Source organism: Streptomyces sp. NPDC058008, assembly GCF_042886395.1.
Taxonomy (GTDB): Bacteria; Actinomycetota; Actinomycetes; order Streptomycetales; family Streptomycetaceae; genus Streptomyces.
In genome coordinates, this window is the sequence record NZ_JBHVQX010000042.1 from 37,896 (window position 1) to 53,096 (window position 15,201).

Annotated in this window: 17 protein-coding genes and 1 riboswitch; of the genes, 6 read left to right on the forward strand and 11 right to left on the reverse strand. The window is 73.3% G+C overall.

Annotated elements, in window-relative coordinates; translation table 11 throughout:
• Positions 1 to 43 precede the first annotated feature (43 nt).
• Positions 44 to 1,837, forward strand: a complete 1,794-nt coding sequence (locus ACFVS9_RS30930; RefSeq protein WP_383116648.1) for a glycoside hydrolase family 15 protein — start codon at positions 44 to 46, stop codon at positions 1,835 to 1,837.
• 4 nt (positions 1,838 to 1,841) lie between these two features.
• Entirely contained in the window at positions 1,842 to 2,597 is a 756-nt protein-coding gene (locus ACFVS9_RS30935) for an SDR family oxidoreductase (RefSeq protein WP_383116649.1), read from the forward strand.
• A 23-nt stretch (positions 2,598 to 2,620) separates the two neighbouring features.
• Here ACFVS9_RS30935 and amaP read toward each other — a convergent pair whose 3' ends face one another.
• The 5 genes from amaP to ACFVS9_RS30960 are packed head-to-tail and all read right to left on the reverse strand — an operon-like array spanning position 2,621 to position 4,951.
• Positions 2,621 to 3,199, reverse strand: a complete 579-nt coding sequence (gene amaP / locus ACFVS9_RS30940; protein ID WP_383116650.1) for an alkaline shock response membrane anchor protein AmaP — start codon at positions 3,197 to 3,199, stop codon at positions 2,621 to 2,623.
• Positions 3,200 to 3,203: 4 nt separating this feature from the next.
• Positions 3,204 to 3,887, reverse strand: a complete 684-nt coding sequence (locus tag ACFVS9_RS30945; RefSeq protein ID WP_389937734.1) for a DUF6286 domain-containing protein — start codon at positions 3,885 to 3,887, stop codon at positions 3,204 to 3,206.
• Positions 3,884 to 4,237, reverse strand: coding sequence for a hypothetical protein (locus tag ACFVS9_RS30950; protein ID WP_389937737.1), 354 nt, complete (start codon positions 4,235 to 4,237; stop codon positions 3,884 to 3,886). The genes ACFVS9_RS30945 and ACFVS9_RS30950 overlap by 4 nt, the downstream gene beginning before the upstream one ends.
• Complete coding sequence (locus ACFVS9_RS30955; protein ID WP_030920082.1) at positions 4,234 to 4,425, reverse strand: hypothetical protein; 192 nt, start codon at positions 4,423 to 4,425, stop codon at positions 4,234 to 4,236. The genes ACFVS9_RS30950 and ACFVS9_RS30955 overlap by 4 nt, the downstream gene beginning before the upstream one ends.
• A gap of 34 nt (positions 4,426 to 4,459) precedes the next feature.
• On the reverse strand, positions 4,460 to 4,951 hold the full coding sequence (locus ACFVS9_RS30960; protein WP_383116653.1) for an Asp23/Gls24 family envelope stress response protein: 492 nt from the start codon (positions 4,949 to 4,951) through the stop codon (positions 4,460 to 4,462).
• A gap of 94 nt (positions 4,952 to 5,045) precedes the next feature.
• On the opposite strand from ACFVS9_RS30960, the gene ACFVS9_RS30965 reads away from it, so the two are divergent.
• Positions 5,046 to 5,747, forward strand: coding sequence for a hypothetical protein (locus tag ACFVS9_RS30965; protein WP_383116654.1), 702 nt, complete (start codon positions 5,046 to 5,048; stop codon positions 5,745 to 5,747).
• Between the two features lie 45 nt (positions 5,748 to 5,792).
• On the opposite strand, the gene ACFVS9_RS30970 is transcribed toward ACFVS9_RS30965, so the two are convergent.
• The 3 genes from ACFVS9_RS30970 to ACFVS9_RS30980 all read right to left on the reverse strand — a co-directional run bounded on the left by ACFVS9_RS30970 (position 5,793) and on the right by ACFVS9_RS30980 (position 8,910).
• Entirely contained in the window at positions 5,793 to 6,584 is a 792-nt protein-coding gene (locus tag ACFVS9_RS30970; protein WP_383116655.1) for an enoyl-CoA hydratase/isomerase family protein, read from the reverse strand.
• A 149-nt stretch (positions 6,585 to 6,733) separates the two neighbouring features.
• Complete coding sequence (locus ACFVS9_RS30975; protein ID WP_006123601.1) at positions 6,734 to 6,955, reverse strand: helix-turn-helix domain-containing protein; 222 nt, start codon at positions 6,953 to 6,955, stop codon at positions 6,734 to 6,736.
• A 356-nt stretch (positions 6,956 to 7,311) separates the two neighbouring features.
• Positions 7,312 to 8,910: an ABC-F family ATP-binding cassette domain-containing protein gene (locus ACFVS9_RS30980; RefSeq protein WP_383116656.1), complete on the reverse strand. Its 1,599-nt coding sequence runs from the start codon at positions 8,908 to 8,910 to the stop codon at positions 7,312 to 7,314.
• Positions 8,911 to 9,319: 409 nt separating this feature from the next.
• On the opposite strand from ACFVS9_RS30980, the gene ACFVS9_RS30985 reads away from it, so the two are divergent.
• A complete protein-coding gene (locus tag ACFVS9_RS30985) occupies positions 9,320 to 9,730 on the forward strand; it encodes a VOC family protein (protein ID WP_389937766.1) in 411 nt (136 codons plus the stop codon).
• A gap of 24 nt (positions 9,731 to 9,754) precedes the next feature.
• Here the strand turns inward: ACFVS9_RS30985 and ACFVS9_RS30990 are convergent, their stop codons facing one another.
• The 3 genes from ACFVS9_RS30990 to ACFVS9_RS31000 form a co-directional block, all read right to left on the reverse strand.
• Entirely contained in the window at positions 9,755 to 11,053 is a 1,299-nt protein-coding gene (locus ACFVS9_RS30990) for a hypothetical protein (protein ID WP_389937769.1), read from the reverse strand.
• Between the two features lie 185 nt (positions 11,054 to 11,238).
• Positions 11,239 to 12,378: an alpha/beta hydrolase gene (locus ACFVS9_RS30995; RefSeq protein WP_389937742.1), complete on the reverse strand. Its 1,140-nt coding sequence runs from the start codon at positions 12,376 to 12,378 to the stop codon at positions 11,239 to 11,241.
• Between the two features lie 67 nt (positions 12,379 to 12,445).
• Entirely contained in the window at positions 12,446 to 13,108 is a 663-nt protein-coding gene (locus ACFVS9_RS31000) for a class II aldolase/adducin family protein (protein ID WP_383116659.1), read from the reverse strand.
• A 248-nt stretch (positions 13,109 to 13,356) separates the two neighbouring features.
• Between ACFVS9_RS31000 and ACFVS9_RS31005 the strand changes: the two genes are divergently transcribed.
• Both ACFVS9_RS31005 and ACFVS9_RS31010 read left to right on the forward strand, forming a co-directional pair.
• Entirely contained in the window at positions 13,357 to 14,613 is a 1,257-nt protein-coding gene (locus ACFVS9_RS31005; protein WP_383116660.1) for an anion permease, read from the forward strand.
• Positions 14,614 to 14,625: 12 nt separating this feature from the next.
• On the forward strand, positions 14,626 to 14,844 hold the full coding sequence (locus ACFVS9_RS31010; RefSeq protein WP_383116661.1) for a hypothetical protein: 219 nt from the start codon (positions 14,626 to 14,628) through the stop codon (positions 14,842 to 14,844).
• A gap of 148 nt (positions 14,845 to 14,992) precedes the next feature.
• Positions 14,993 to 15,122, forward strand: a riboswitch (cobalamin riboswitch).
• The last annotated feature ends 79 nt before the right edge of the window (positions 15,123 to 15,201 follow it).

The window sequence follows — 15,201 nt, forward strand, 5'->3', positions numbered from 1 at the left end:
TCCCGCTGCTTAGCGCGGCCCAGGTTCGGGAAGACGCCTGAGCGTGACCCCACGCATCGAGGACTACGCCGTCATCGGCGATCTCCAGACGGCTGCCCTGGTGGGCAGGAACGGTTCTATCGACTGGCTGTGCCTGCCCCGCTTCGACTCGGGCGCCTGTTTCGCGGCCCTGCTCGGCGACGAGGACAACGGCCACTGGCGCATCGCCCCCCAGGGCACGGACAGCACGGACACCTGTACCCGCCGCGCCTACGTGGACGACTCCCTGGTCCTGGAGACCTACTGGGAGACGAGGACCGGGACCGTCAAGGTCATCGACTTCATGCCCCAGCGCGACAAGGCGCCCGACGTCATGCGGATCATCGAGGGCGTCAGCGGCAGCGTCGACATGAGCTCCGTCCTGCGGCTGCGGTTCGACTTCGGCTCCGTGGTCCCGTGGATGCGCCGCTCGCACGGCCACCGGGTGGCGGTGGCGGGCCCCGACTCCGTCTGGCTGCGCAGCGAGCCCTCGGTCAAGACGTGGGGCCAGCAGTTCAGCACCTGCTCCTCCTTCACGGTCGCCGAGGGCGAGTCCGTGGCGTTCGTCCTCACCTGGCACCCCTCGCACTCCCCCCGCCCGAAGCTGATCGACCCCCACAAGTCGCTGAAGCACACCCTCACCGACTGGGCCAGGTGGTCGGCGCGGTGCACCTACCACGGCAGGCACCGGCAGGCGGTGCTCCGCTCCCTGATCACCCTGAAGGCGCTCACCTACGCCCCCACCGGCGGCATCGTGGCGGCCCTGACGACCTCGCTGCCGGAGGAGATCGGAGGCGTACGGAACTGGGACTACCGCTACTGCTGGCTGCGGGACTCCACGCTCACCCTGGGCGCCATGATCTCGGCCGGATACGTGGAGGAGGCTGCGGCCTGGCGGGACTGGCTGCTCCGGGCGGTGGCGGGTGACCCCGCCGACCTCCAGATCATGTACGGGCTGGCCGGCGAGCGCCGGCTCCCCGAGACGGAGCTGCCGTGGCTGAGCGGCTACGAGAACTCGCTGCCGGTGCGCACCGGCAACGCGGCGGTGCGGCAGCGTCAGCTCGACGTCTACGGCGAGGTCATCGACTCGCTCAGGGTGGCCCGCGCCGCCGGACTCGACGACAAGCCGCACGCCTGGAACCTTCAGCTCAGCCTGCTCGGCTTCCTGGAGTCCTCCTGGCGCGAGCCGGACGAGGGCCTGTGGGAGGTGCGCGGCGAACGCCGCCACTTCGTGCACTCCAAGGTGATGGCCTGGGTCGCGGCCGACCGGGCGGTGCGCACCCTGGAGGAGAATCCGGACCTGCCGGGCGACGCGGGCCGGTGGCGGGCGATGCGCGAGGCCGTGCACGCGGAGGTCGTCGAGAAGGGCTACGACCCCGAGCGCAACACCTTCACCCAGTACTACGGCTCCCGGGAGCTGGACGCCTCGACGCTGCTCATCGTGCGCACCGGCTTCCTCCCGCCCGACGACCCGCGGGTGATCGGGACGGTCGACGCGGTACGCAGCGAGCTCGCCCACGACGGCCTGATCCGCCGCTACAGCACCGAGGGCGCGTCGGTGGACGGCCTCCCCGGTGACGAGGGAGCGTTCCTGGCCTGCTCGTTCTGGCTGGTCGACGCCCTGTTGCGGACGGGCCGCAGGAAGGAGGCGGAGGTGCTCTTCGACCGGCTGCTGGAGCTGCGCAACGACGTGGGGCTGCTGGCCGAGGAGTACGACTCGGTGACCGGGCGCCAGCTCGGCAACTTCCCGCAGGCGTTCAGCCACGTCGGCCTGGTGAACAGCGCGGTCGCCCTGGCCGGTGAGGACTTGGCAGGATAGGGCCATGGATCTTGGACTGAAGGACCGTGTGTACATCGTCACCGGGGCGACCCGGGGGCTGGGCAACGCCACCGCGCGCGCTCTCGCCGCCGACGGCGCGAAGGTGATCGTTTCCGGCCGTGACGAGAAGACCGCCGCCGAGGCCGCCGCCGAGCTGGGCCCCGACGCGGTCGGACTCGCCGCGGACAACGCCGACCCGCTGGCGGCCCGGCGGCTCGTGGACACCGCGAAGGAACGCTTCGGCAGGCTGGACGGCATTCTCATCAGCGTCGGCGGCCCCGCTCCGGGCTTCCTGGCCGACAACACGGACGACCAGTGGCAGTCGGCCTTCGAGTCGGTCTTCCTCGGTGCCGTGCGCCTGGCGCGTACGGCGGCCGAGGCGCTCGGCGAGGGCGGTGTCATCGGCTTCGTCCTGTCGGGGTCGGTGCACGAGCCGATCGCGGGGCTGACGATCTCCAACGGACTGCGCCCCGGCCTCGCCGGTTTCGCCAAATCCCTCGCCGACGAGCTGGGCCCGCGTGGCATCCGGGTCGTCGGGGTGCTGCCGTCCCGGATCGACACGGACCGGGTGCGTGAGCTCGACGCCCTGTCCGGCGACGCGGAGGCGGCCCGCACGGCGAACGAGGCGCGGATCCCGCTGCGCCGCTACGGCACCCCGGAGGAGTTCGGGAAGACCTCGGCCTTCCTGCTCTCCCCGGCCGCCTCGTACCTCACGGGCATCATGGTGCCGGTCGACGGCGGTGCCCGGCACGGGTTCTGACGCACCCGCGCGCAGGCGGTGCGTCAGCTCACCCGCTCCGCACGGTGCTTGACGGCCTTCAGCCGGACCTCGGCGGGCAGTTCCTCCAGCCCGGCCGAGGTCCGCGCGTGGGTCAGCGCCCCCTCCGCGAGGCCGCGCAGGGCCGGCCCCGGGGCCGCGTGCGGATCCAGCAGCATCCGGACCCGGGCCCGCGGGGCGGTGCGCCGGCCGGTCAGCCTGACCTTGGCCTCGGCCACCCCGTCCAGGCCCGCCGCCTCGTCGCCGAGCGCGCCCTCCAGGGCCCTTCCGCGCAGCAGCGCGCCCTGACCGTCGCCGCTGTCCACGAGCACCTCGGCGAGGCGCCCGCGGCGCAGCTGGGCGAGGAACCACCACAGCGCGAGGACGACCAGGACGGCGAGGACCGCGATGACGGTCGGCCACCACCAGCCGTCGTCCCGCCACCGGGTCCGGTCGGCCTTGCTGAGCAGCACGTCGTGCCTGCCGTCGTAGGGCCACCAGGAGGGCACGGACGCGCCGAGCCCCGTCGCGAGGACGGCACCGCCGGCGACGAGGAGGACCAGCCCTGCCAGGCCGAGCAGGACCCGGTTGACGGTTGTGATCACGAGGTCACCCCTTCTTCGCCGGCCGGCGCACGCGCACGGACAGGCGTGGCGGCCGGGCCAGGCCCAGTTCGCTGACGGCCGTGGCGAGGACGGTGTCCAGGTCGGCCCTGACGTCGTCGAGTTCACGGAAGTGCGACAGGGCCCGCGCCGTCGCCTTGCGACGGCTCATCTTCACCCGAACGGATTGCACGCCGGCGACCTCCACGGCCCGGTCGCGCAGGACCAGGGCGGCGGCGTTCCGGTCGAGCCCGGCCCGGACCCCGGCGTGCCGGCGGCTCATGGGGAGCAGGGCGCGCAGCCCGGGGGTGAGGGCCAGGAGCAGCAGCCAGAGGCCGAGGGCGGCCGCCAGGGCGGGCCCCGCGAGGAGCCATACGTCGTCGAGCTGACGGCGGGCCAGGTCGTCCGCGACGGTACGCCGCCACTGCATGGCCGGGTGTCCCGCGCGCACCGCCGCGACGTCGTAGAGCAGGAGTCCGGCGCCACCGAGGACGACGAGGGCGAGCAGCGCCGCCGGGACCCTGCGCCCGGACCAGAAGCGGCCCGCCCTGCCGCCCGGCTCCTCCGGCGGCGCGGCGGGTTCGTAGGTCGAGCCGGACGCGGACTGGTCCATCTCGAGCACGCCGCCCGGCGCCTGTTCGACGGTGGGCAGGCGCTGCGTGCTGTTCTCAGGTTCCCGGGGCTCGGTCATCGGGTGCTCCCCTCCGGTGCGGTGCCCGCTCCCGACGGATGCAGCCGTTCGACCTGGACCGCCACCTCGGGCACCTCCATCCCCGCCAGGGCTCTTACCCGCTCGGCCACCCGGCGACGCACCGACCCGCACTGCCGGCCGATGTCGCAGGGGTAGGCGAGGTCGAGACTGACCCTGACCCGGGCGGTGTCGTGGTGCACGGTGACGGTGGCCCGCGGCGGGGCCGCGTTCTGGGGCCGCTCGTCGACGGCCTCCTTCGCCGCCTGCGCGGCGATCTTCGCGACGACCCGGTCGGCGATCCGGGTCTGCCCGCGCTCGGCGGCGGCGACCCGGCCGGTTCCCCCCGTCACCGTCGCCGGTCGCCGCGCTCGCGACTCCGGAAGAAGTCGCCGGGTTCCAGGTCGCCGTCCAGGAAGCGGCCGGCGATGAAGCCGACCGCGCCCAGCGCCGCCACCAGCAGAAAGGCCCCGAATCCGCCGAAGTACCCGGCGAAACCGAGTGCCATGCCGGCCACCAGGCCGACCACAGCCATGCTCATCGTGTGCTCTCCTCAACTGCCGCGCGCGGGAGGTCTACTGGACGCGTGTCTCGGACTCGCCCTCGTCGTCCTCCTCGTCGGGCAGCTTGACGTCGCTCACCGCGATGTTGACCTCGACGACTTCCAGGCCGGTCATCCGCTCGACGGCCGCGATGACGTTCTCGCGCACGTCACGGGCCACCTCGCTGATCGCCACGCCGTAGTCGACCACGATCTCCAGGTCGAGCGCGGTCTGCGACTCGCCGACCTCCGCCTTGACGCCGCGGGTCACCGACTTGCCGCCGGGGACGCGGTCACGCACCGCCCCGAAGGTCCGGGAGAGGCCGCTGCCCATGGCGTGGACCCCGACGACGTCCCGTGCCGCCATTCCGGCGATCTTCTCGACCACACCATCGGCGATGGTGGTGCGTCCACGGGTGGCGGGGGCTCCCCCGCCGCGCTTGGTGAGCTGGCTCTGCCTGCCGTCGTCCCCGCCGGACGCAGTGCCGGGGCTGTCGGGCCGGTTCCGCTGTGGGCTCTCGGTCATCGCCGCACTTCCCTTCGGGGCGGTTTTGGACTTACGGCCCCCACACTATGTGTGCTTGCCCGGTCGCGCGCCGTGGATGGGGCAGGGTGGAGCAATGACAACGGCTGACGGCCCGCACGGGGCCGACGGATGGACCGCCACGGTACGCCGGCGGCTCGGACTGGGCAGACTGCTCCCTCTGGGCGGCCCCTCCGACTGTTCCTGGATCGCCGAACGGGCCGCCGCGACGGTCCTGCGGGACGCCGCGACCGGAACGGGGGCCGTGCTGGGGACCCTCAGGATCGCCCCGGCAGACCCGGACAACGCCCCGGAGCCCGCGGCGCCCGGGCCGCCCAGCGCCCTGCCTCCCGGCCCGCTGCGGATCGAGGCCGGGTTCTCCGCGACGGCGCGCCGGCCGCTGCTCGCCACGGCGGACGCGTTGCGCGCGGCTCTCCTGACGGCGGCGGCGCAGCGGCTCGGCCTGGTGGTCGACGAGGTGGACCTGCGGATGACGGAGCTGCTGGAGGAGGAGCCCGGGCGCGCAGCCCGGCAGCCCGCCGACTTCCGCGCGGTGGAACCGGAGGGAGCGGCCGGGGCCGCCGCGGCCGGGGTCCCGGGCGTCGTCTCCCTGACACGGGTGCTGGGCGGCGCGGCGCGGACCCCGCACGGGGACGGGCACGTCCAGGTGGAGCTCGCCGCGTCCGGGGACCACCGGGCGCTCGACGTCGCACAGGCGGTGCGCGGGGCGGTGGCCGACGCGGTGGAAGGCCCTCTGACGGTCGCCGTGCTGGTCACGGCGGTGGTGGACCGGGACTGACTCCGCACCTCACCGGCGGGCGGGGGCGGAGCCGGTCGCGGCCGCTCAGTCGGCGAGGCCGGCGAGGTCGCGCAGGCGACGGCCCTGCGCGGCCCGCTCGGCGGTGCGCTGCTCCTCGTACGTACGGGAGAGGGCGCCGCTCAGCAGTGCCTTGGTCTCGACGAGGGCGTCACGCGGGGCGGCGAGCAGGGCCGCGGCGAGGTCGCGGCTCGCCGCGTCGAGCTGGCCGGCCGGGACCACGAGGTTGGCGAGACCGGTGCGCTCGGCCTCCTCGGCGTGCACGAAGCGCCCGGTGGCGCAGATCTCGAGCGCGCGGGCGTACCCCACGAGGTTCACCAGGGGGTGGGTGCCCGTGAGGTCGGGCACGAGGCCGAGGCTGGTCTCGCGCATGGCGAACTGCACGTCCTCGGCGACGATCCGCAGGTCACAGGCGAGGGCGAGCTGGAATCCGGCACCGATCGCATGCCCCTGTACGGCCGCGATGGACACGAGGTCGTTGCGACGCCACCAGGTGAACGCCTCCTGGTACCCGGCGATGGTCGCGTCGAGCTCGGCCTCCGTGCCGCGCGCCATGTCGATGAAGGACGGCTCGCCGTCGAATCCCTCGGGTGCGAACGCCTGCCGGTCGAGTCCGGCGGAGAAGGACTTGCCCTCGCCGCGCAGCACGACGACCCGCACGCTGCCGGGGAGTACCCGTCCTGCCTCCGCCAACGCCCGCCACAGAGCGGGAGACTGAGCGTTGCGCTTGGCCGGATGGGTGAGTGTCACCGTGGCAACCGCGTCTTCGACGGTGAGCCGTACGCCGTCCTTGTCGAGCACAGAGTCGAGCGAGGTCATGGGGCGCCTCCGGATCGGGTTCAGTCAGCACTTACTGGCAAGTACTGAACAGTAACCACCCGGACGACCTACTGGTCGGCCGGGTGGCCACCCGGTGTTCCGGTGGGCCCCCGGTCCGGTGAGGACCGGCCCGTGGGACCTGCTCGCCGTCAGGCCGAAGCGGCCTTCTTGCCTCGAGTCGCTCCGCCGCGTCCGCGCAGCGTGACTCCGGACTCGCTGAGCATCCGGTGGACGAACCCGTAGGAGCGGCCCGTTTCCTCGGCCAGCGCCCGGATGCTCGCACCGGAGTCGTACTTCTTCTTCAGGTCTGCCGCGAGCTTGTCGCGCGCGGCGCCGGTCACCCGGCTGCCCTTCTTCAGAGTCTCGGCCACCCGTGCCTCCTCAAGGAAGTGCGCTCTGGACTCTCATGATCACCCCTCCCGCGCTTCCTGGCCACCCATTCGGCAAGGTCGGTGAACCGGAATACGCCCTCCGAAGCGGGCCGACACAAGCGGAATCAGGCATTCCCAAGGGCCTCGGAGACCCGCGGGACGGGCCTCCGGAAAAACTGCCAGGTCAGGGCCGTACGGGGCTGGAGGGGCAGAAAAGAGTGCGCCCGGCAGCTATCTGCCGGGCGCCGCGCCGGGGTACGAGACCCGCTCACCCAGATGATGGATCACCGATGGGCCGAATGATCCAGACGCGTTGGATCACCGGCCCGAGGACCGGAACCGGGGACCCGGGCGGGTCAGGCCAGGGCCACCAGGTCGCGGTAGTCCGCACCCCAGAGGTCCTCGACCCCGTCGGGCAGCAGGATGATGCGCTCCGGCTGGAGCGCCTCGACCGCGCCCTCGTCGTGGGTCACGAGGACGACGGCGCCCTTGTACGTGCGCAGGGCCCCCAGGATCTCCTCGCGGCTGGCCGGGTCGAGGTTGTTCGTCGGCTCGTCGAGCAGCAGCACGTTGGCGGAGGAGACGACGAGCGTCGCCAGGGCGAGCCGGGTCTTCTCACCGCCGGAGAGCACTCCGGCGGGCTTGTCCACGTCGTCACCGGAGAAGAGGAAGGAACCGAGCGTCTTGCGGACCTCGACCAGATCGAGGTCGGGGGCCGCGCTGCGCATGTTCTCCAGGACCGTGCGCTCCGGGTCCAGGGTCTCGTGCTCCTGGGCGTAGTAGCCGAGCTTGAGGCCGTGGCCCTCGATGATCTGGCCGGTGTCGGGCTTCTCCGCGCCGCCGAGGAGCCGCAGCAGGGTGGTCTTGCCCGCGCCGTTGAGGCCGAGGATGACGACGCGTGAGCCCTTGTCGATGGCGAGGTCCACATCGGTGAAGATCTCCAGCGACCCGTAGGACTTGGAGAGGCCCTCGGCCATCAGCGGCGTCTTGCCGCACGGGGAGGGCTCGGGGAAGCGCAGCTTCGCCACCTTGTCGGAGACCCGTACGGCCTCCAGCCCGGAGAGCAGGCGCTCGGCCCGCTTGGCCATGTTCTGCGCGGCCACGGTCTTGGTCGCCTTGGCGCGCATCTTGTCGGCCTGGGAGTTCAGCGACGCGGCCTTCTTCTCGGCGTTCTGACGCTCGCGCTTGCGGCGCTTCTCGTCGGCCTCGCGCTGCTGCTGGTAGAGCTTCCAGCCCATGTTGTAGATGTCGATCTGCGCGCGGTTGGCGTCGAGGTAGAACACCTTGTTGACCACCGTCTCGACGAGCTCGACATCGTGGGAGATCACGACGAAGCCGCCCCGGTAGGTCTTGAGGTAGTCGCGCAGCCAGACGATCGAGTCCGCGTCGAGGTGGTTGGTGGGCTCGTCGAGGAGCAGGGTGTCCGCGTCCGAGAACAGGATCCGGGCGAGCTCGACGCGGCGGCGCTGACCACCGGAGAGGGTGTGCAGGGGCTGGCCGAGCACCCGGTCGGGCAGGCTGAGCGCGGCGGCGATGGTGGCGGCCTCGGCCTCGGCGGCGTATCCGCCCTTGGTGAGGAACTCCGTCTCCAGGCGCTCGTACTTCTTCATCGCCTTCTCGCGGGTGGCGCCCTTGCCGTTCGCCATCCGCTCCTCGTTCTCCCGCATCCTGCGCAGGATCTCGTCGAGGCCGCGGGCCGACAGGATGCGGTCGCGGGCCAGGACGTCGAGGTCGCCGGTGCGCGGGTCCTGCGGGAGGTAGCCGACCTCGCCCGAGTTGGTGATGGTCCCGCCCGCCGGGGTGCCCTCGCCCGCAAGGCACTTGGTGAGGGTCGTCTTGCCCGCTCCGTTGCGGCCGACGAGGCCGATGCGGTCGCCCTTGGCGATCCGGAAGGACGCGGACTCGATGAGGATGCGGGCGCCGGCGCGCAGCTCGATGCCGGATGCGGTGATCACGGAAATACTCCAGGGCGGTGTGGACGGCGGAGGGACAGCGGGCTCACGACTCGACGCCGTCTAATGCACAAGGAGAATTGCCATGGGACCCAGTCTACTGGCGGTGTCCACCTGCTTTTCCGCCAGATCCCGGGCCACCGCCCCGGTCCGCGCCCTGGCGGGGGCCGCCCCGCCGCGCCGGCCCGCCCGCCCTCCGGCGCGCGACCGCGCACCCGCCGCGGGCCGGTGGGAGCGGGGGGCCTCCCGGCGAGGACGGCGGCCGGGACGCGCCCGAGGTCCGTGGCGTGCGCGGCGGCGCCTGCTCCGGGGCGCGAGCCGGCGCGAGGCCTGCGGCCGACACCGCCGACGGGCGGTGGGAGACTGAGACGCATATCACACAGAGGCGTAGGTGCGGGAGAGGGTGAGCGTGATGGCGGGTACGGGCGGCGTTCCGACGGTCTTCCCGACGATCCTGTACGACGACGCGAAGGCCGCGATCCGCGTGCTGACCGAGGCCCTGGGCTTCACCGCGGAGGCGGTCCACGAGGCGGAGGACGGCAGCGTGCTCCATGCCGAGCTGTCCTGCGGCAACGGCAGGGTGATGCTCGGTTCCAGGGGGCGCGGGGGCGTCTTCGCCGAGGCGATGGCGGGGGCCGGGCCCGCCGGGGTGTACGTGGTGGTGGACGAGGTGGACGCCCGCCACGCGCGGGCCGTGGAGCACGGCGTGGAGATCCTCATGCCGCCCACCGACCAGGAGTACGGCTCGCGCGACTACATGGCGCGGGACGCCGAGGGCAACGTCTGGAGCTTCGGGACGTACGCCCCGGGGGCCTCGGGCTGAGGAGCCGCCCCCGGGGCCGCCCGGTCAGACGCCGCCGGTGTGCACCTGGAAGGCGGCGCGGCGTACGGCCTTGGCGAGGGCGGGGTCCGGGTGGGCGGCCGCCAGGGCGACCAGCACCTGGACGGTCCGCGGGTGCCCGACGGCCCGGACCTCGTCCAGCAGCGCGGGGACGGTGCCCTGGACGGCGGAGTCGAGATGGCGGACCAGCAGTCCGGTCTCTCCGTGGTCGGCCACGGCGGCGGCGGTGTCGACCCAGAGCCAGGTGGCTTCCTCACGGCTCAGGACGTCCTGGGCGTCGTCCGGGTCGGTGCCCTCGTACTCGGCGAGCCACAGCAGTGCGTACGGGCGCAGCGGCGTCTCGGTGACCACGGAGCGGACCACGGGTTCGGCGGGGGCTCCGACGACGCGCAGCGCCTCGAAGGCGAGGCCGCGCAGCAGGGCGTCCTCACCGCGGGCGACGGCCAGCAGTTCGGCCACGGCGCTGCCGACGGGCCGCGCGGCCAGCCAGGCCCGGTATTCGGCGCGGGCCGGGCCGGGGGTGAGCCGGGCGCAGCCGAGGAGCATGTCGGCGGCGGACTGCTCGATGTTGCCGGCGGGGCTCTGGGCGGCGACGCAGATCTGCTCCAGCTTGACCCAGACCGCCCAGTTGCCCAGCGGGGTGAGGGTGGCGTGGCCGGAGCCGAGCGTGAGGGCGCCGACGGAGGCGAGGCCCTCCAGGGCCCAGTCGAGCAGCGTCGCGTTCAGCTCGGCGGACCGTCCCACGGCGGGGGCGGGCTGTTCCTGGGGCCCGTACGGCACCTCGCACCGCTCCTCGTGGAGTTCCGCGACGCGCTGTCCGAGGAGGTCCAGGAGGGCGGGCACGGTGACGGGGCCCGCCGAGAGCTGGAGGAGGGAGAGCACCTGGGGCACGGCCTCGATGGCCTCGGCCACCGCGGTGGCCTCGATGCCCTCGGGTGAGGCGTGGACGAGCGACCAGGCGTCGAAGAGCGCCACCCACCCGCGGAGGACCGCGGATTCGTCGCGGTCCCAGGCGCGCAGCCGCCAGCCGGGGCGTGCGGTGTCGCCGTGCAGTTCGATGAGTCCGGCCAGCCTGGCCCGGTCCCAGCCGGACCGCACCTGGGCCGGGGACAGTTCGAGTGCGGCGGCGGCCCGTTCCAGCGCCTGGGCGGCGAGCGGGGCGGCGCCGGTGCTCGTCCCGTCCGCGGCCCAGTGGGCGATCCGCACGGCGTCGGCCAGTACCGCCCTGGCCTGCCGCGCCAGTTCGGCCGGCGGCGGGGTGCCTTCGGGTGGGCGGGGGGCCGGCCTGGTGCGCCGGGTCGTCACGGCCTTACGGGCGGTCGCCTGGGGTCGGGGGCGGACAAGTCGCAGCCTGGAGTCGCGCGGGGTACGGGACGTCACGAGGAGCAGTCTTGCCTCTGACGGGCCGAAAGCCCAAACGGAAGCCGTGTCACCGGGGTTCGGCGGGCTCCCGGGACGGGGCACCAACCGGGTGGTTCCGGCCCATCAGCTCACATCAGGGGCGTGAGGAAGCGGCGGAGCGCCTCCTCGTATCCCGCCGGGTCGGCGTTCCACATCGCCGCGTGCGGAGCCTGCGGTACGGAGTGCAGGGTCACCAGGTCGGGCCGGCGGTCGGCGAGCTCCCGCGACGGGGCCCAGGGGGCCAGGGTGTCGTCGGGGCCGTGGAGGAGGAGCGTGGGCACGTGCAGGGCCGTCGGCACCGAGGTGTCCAGCAGCGGGGCGCCGTGCAGCCCGGTCCGGCCCTGGGCGGCCCGGACGGCCAGCGGCAGCAGCGCGGAGGGGACGCCCCGGGCCGAGGCGAGGGCGCGCAGGGTGGCCCTCCAGTCCAGCACCGGGGAGTCGAGGACGAGGCCGCTGACGCGGTCGCGGCGGGCGGAGTTGACGGTCGCGTGGAGGGCCATCGACGCACCGGTCGACCAGCCGTGCAGGATGACGTTCTCGGCCCCGTAGCGCACGGCGTGGCGGATGGCCGCGTCGAGGTCGCGCCATTCGGACTCGCCGAGGTGGCTGAGTCCGTCGGGGGAACGCGGGGCGCCCGGGTCGCCGCGGTAGGCGAGGTCCAGCACGGGGAACTGCTGGTCGTGGAGGAAGCCCAGGACGTTCATGGGGTGGTCCCGGGTGGTGCCGAGACCGTGCACGGTGATCACCCAGGTCTCGCGGGCCCCGGGCACGAACCAGGCGGGCAGGGCGCCCAGCTCACCGGGGATCTCGACCTCCTTGTAGGCCAGTCCGAGGGCGGCCGACGGGTCCCCTCGGTGGAGCTCGGGGGTGAGGCGGACCCTGGCACCGGGCTTCAGGCTACCGAGGGTCACGCGTTCCAGTCGGCGTACGACGGTGTCGGCGGAGGCCGCGGTGTCGCCGGGCGCCTGTTCGATCACCGGGCCTGCCACCGCGTGGACGTCGCGGCCGGTCAGTCCGTACGTGCCGGGGCGCAGCGCGGAGAACGAACGGGTCAGGGTGATCCGGCCGGCCGCGGTGGCGTGCACGGTGAGACGGCGGTCTCCGGGGAAGGGGCGTGGCGAGGGCGCCGCGAGGGCGGCGTCGCTGGCGTGGCGTCCGGCGGCGACCGCTGCCGCGCCGACGCCGAGGACCGAGGTGGCGGCCACTGCCGCCGCTGTTGCCGGGCGCACGGCTCCAGTGTCCCGGGCGCCGGCGCCGGCTGCCAGCGGGCGGGGGCCGTACGGTGCGGGGGCGGGCTCAGCCGGGCGGCTGGCCGTACGTCTCCAGGGCGTCCTGGACCTCGCGCAGCTGGTCCGGGGTGAGCAGGGCGGGGCGGTGGCCGGGCACGGAGCTCGCGGTGAGCCAGAGCCTGCACATCCATTCGAGCTGGGCGGTGCGGTCGTAGGCCTCGTCGAGGGTGTTCCCGTAGGTGACGGTGCCGTGGTTGCGCAGCAGGCAGCCGGTGCGGCCGCGCAGGGCGGTCATCATGCCGCGGGCCAGTTCGGCGCTGCCGTAGCGCGCGTAGGCGGCGGTGCGGACGGGGCCGCCGAGCAGGGCGGCGGCGTAGTGGACGAGGGGGACCTCGGTGACGAGGGTGGAGACGGCCGTCGCGTGCACGGCGTGGGTGTGGACGACGGCCGCGGCGCCGGTGCCGCGGTAGACCGCCAGGTGGAGCGGGAGTTCGCTGGTCGGGACCATGTCTCCCAGGACCTGCCGTCCCTCCAGGTCGGTCCCGACCGCGTCCCCGGGGCCCAGCCGGTCGTAGGGCACCCCGCTCGGGGTGACCAGGACGAGGTCGCCGACCCGGGCCGAGACGTTGCCCGAGGTCCCGACGACCAGGCCGTCGGCGGCGGTCCGCCGGGCCGTCGCGACGACACCGTCCCACGCGCGGCGGACCGCGTCGCTGTCCACGTCACTCATACGGGGATCCTAGGGGGCACGTGACCGAGGTCTCCCCGACGGGACGGAACGGTCGCGGCCGGGGCCGTCCGCGCCTTCCGGGATCCGGGCCCCGCACCGCCCGCGGCCCTCCGCCCTCCTCCTGCCGCACACAAGCGGAACCCGCGTACGCGAATGGGGTCACCGTGCCGCCCTGCCCAGTTCATCTTCCGTTCACCCAGGTTGCTTACGTTCCACGTGCCAATGACGTCGAACGATTGCCTGGGTAAATGGAACACATCACGCTGCTGCTCGCGATCGTGATCGTGACAGCTCTCGTGTTCGATTTCACGAACGGTTTCCACGACACCGCCAACGCGATGGCCACCACCATCTCGACCGGCGCTCTCAAGCCCAAGACGGCGGTGGCCATGTCCGCCGTTCTCAACCTCGTCGGCGCGTTCCTGTCGGTGGAGGTCGCCAAGACGATCTCCGGCGGGATCATCAATGAGAACGGCCTCAGAACCGAGGTCATCTTCGCCGCGCTCGTCGGCGCCATCCTGTGGAATCTGCTGACCTGGCTGGTCGGCCTGCCCTCCAGTTCCTCCCACGCACTCTTCGGCGGCCTCATCGGCGCCGCGGTGATGTCGGCCGGCTGGTCCTCGATCAACGGCGGCACCGTCGTGACGAAGGTCCTGCTGCCCGCCGTCGCCGCGCCCGTCGTGGCCGGTGTCGCCGCGCTGCTGGCCACGAAGCTGACGTACCGCCTCAACCGGAAGATCACCGACGAGGCCCAGCTCAGGTCCACCGCGAAGGGCTACCGCGCCGGGCAGATCGCCTCGGCCGGTCTCGTCTCGCTCGCGCACGGCACCAACGACGCGCAGAAGACCATGGGCATCATCACCCTGGCCCTGGTCACCGGCGGTGTCCTCTCCCCCGGCTCCAACCCGCCCGTCTGGGTCATCGCCTCCGCGGGCGTGGCCATCGCCCTGGGCACCTACCTCGGCGGCTGGCGCATCATCCGCACCATGGGCAGCGGTCTCACCGACCTGCGTCCGCCGCAGGGCTTCGCGGCCCAGACGAGTGCGGCGACGGTCATCCTGGCCTCCTCGCACCTCGGCTTCTCCCTCTCGACCACCCAGTCCTGCTCCGGCGCGGTGATGGGCGCGGGTCTCGGCCGCAAGGGCGGTGTGGTCCGCTGGTCCACCGCCACCCGGATGTTCGTCGCCTGGGGTCTGACCCTGCCGGCCGCCGGACTCGTCGGCGCGGGGGCCGAGTTCCTCACCAAGCAGGGGCCCTGGGGCGTCGCGGTGGTCGCGGTCCTGCTGGTCGCGGGCTCCGGCGCCATCTGGCTGCTGTCGCGCCGCAAGCCGGTCGACCACACCAACGTCAACGCGCCCGAGGGCGAGCCCGCGGGTGTCGTGACGACCGCCATCGCGGCGGTCGCCCCGCCGCCCGCCGGCGTGAGCGTGCCGGACCTCAAGACCACCATCCACGCCCCGTCCGCGACGGCCGAGACCCCGGCCGACCGGCCGGCCACGGTGTAAGGACAGATCCGCATGAACATCGACTGGGCAGCTCTCGCTTCCGTCTTCGGCGTCAGCCTCGTGATCACCGTCGCGCTGGTCGGCCTCTTCACCCTCGGCGTCACCGGCCTCGCCAGGCAGACGTCCACGGCGCGGGGCGGCGGCAGCGTCCTGGCGCGCACCGGCGCGTACGCCTGCTTCGCGCTGTGCGCGGCGGCCGTCGCGTACGGCATCTACCTGATCGTCGCCTGAATCCCCCTGCGGACGCACCGGGCCGGACACACCACGGGCGTGTCCGGCCCGGTGTGCGTCTGAGCACACCGAAGCCTCGCAGGTCAACGGCAGGTTGACGGACATTCGCGGAGCGTGGTGGACTGCCGGAGCCATTTACGGCGACAGCAGAGGAAGCCGGTGCGAATCCGGCGCGGTCCCGCCACTGTCACCGGGGAGCAGCCTCCATACGGAAGTCACGGTCCGCCACCGCGGACTGGAAGGCCGGAGGAACTGCGGATCCGGGAGCCAGGAGACTCTCGTCGCCGGTCACGTCGAACCAGGGCGCGGACCCTGAGTGAGGACATACGCCATGTCGGGCTGCCCTGCGTCGGTCGC

Coding starts and splice junctions, on each gene's coding strand:
- ACFVS9_RS30935 (WP_383116649.1), top strand. CDS start 1,842: ATGGATCTTGGACTGAAGGACCGTGTGTACATCGTCACCGGGGCGACC.
- ACFVS9_RS30945 (WP_389937734.1), bottom strand. CDS start 3,887: ATGACCGAGCCCCGGGAACCTGAGAACAGCACGCAGCGCCTGCCCACC.
- ACFVS9_RS30985 (WP_389937766.1), top strand. CDS start 9,320: ATGGCGGGTACGGGCGGCGTTCCGACGGTCTTCCCGACGATCCTGTAC.
- ACFVS9_RS30970 (WP_383116655.1), bottom strand. CDS start 6,584: ATGACCTCGCTCGACTCTGTGCTCGACAAGGACGGCGTACGGCTCACC.
- ACFVS9_RS30965 (WP_383116654.1), top strand. CDS start 5,046: ATGACAACGGCTGACGGCCCGCACGGGGCCGACGGATGGACCGCCACG.
- ACFVS9_RS31010 (WP_383116661.1), top strand. CDS start 14,626: ATGAACATCGACTGGGCAGCTCTCGCTTCCGTCTTCGGCGTCAGCCTC.
- ACFVS9_RS30955 (WP_030920082.1), bottom strand. CDS start 4,425: ATGAGCATGGCTGTGGTCGGCCTGGTGGCCGGCATGGCACTCGGTTTC.
- ACFVS9_RS30960 (WP_383116653.1), bottom strand. CDS start 4,951: ATGACCGAGAGCCCACAGCGGAACCGGCCCGACAGCCCCGGCACTGCG.
- ACFVS9_RS31005 (WP_383116660.1), top strand. CDS start 13,357: ATGGAACACATCACGCTGCTGCTCGCGATCGTGATCGTGACAGCTCTC.
- ACFVS9_RS31000 (WP_383116659.1), bottom strand. CDS start 13,108: ATGAGTGACGTGGACAGCGACGCGGTCCGCCGCGCGTGGGACGGTGTC.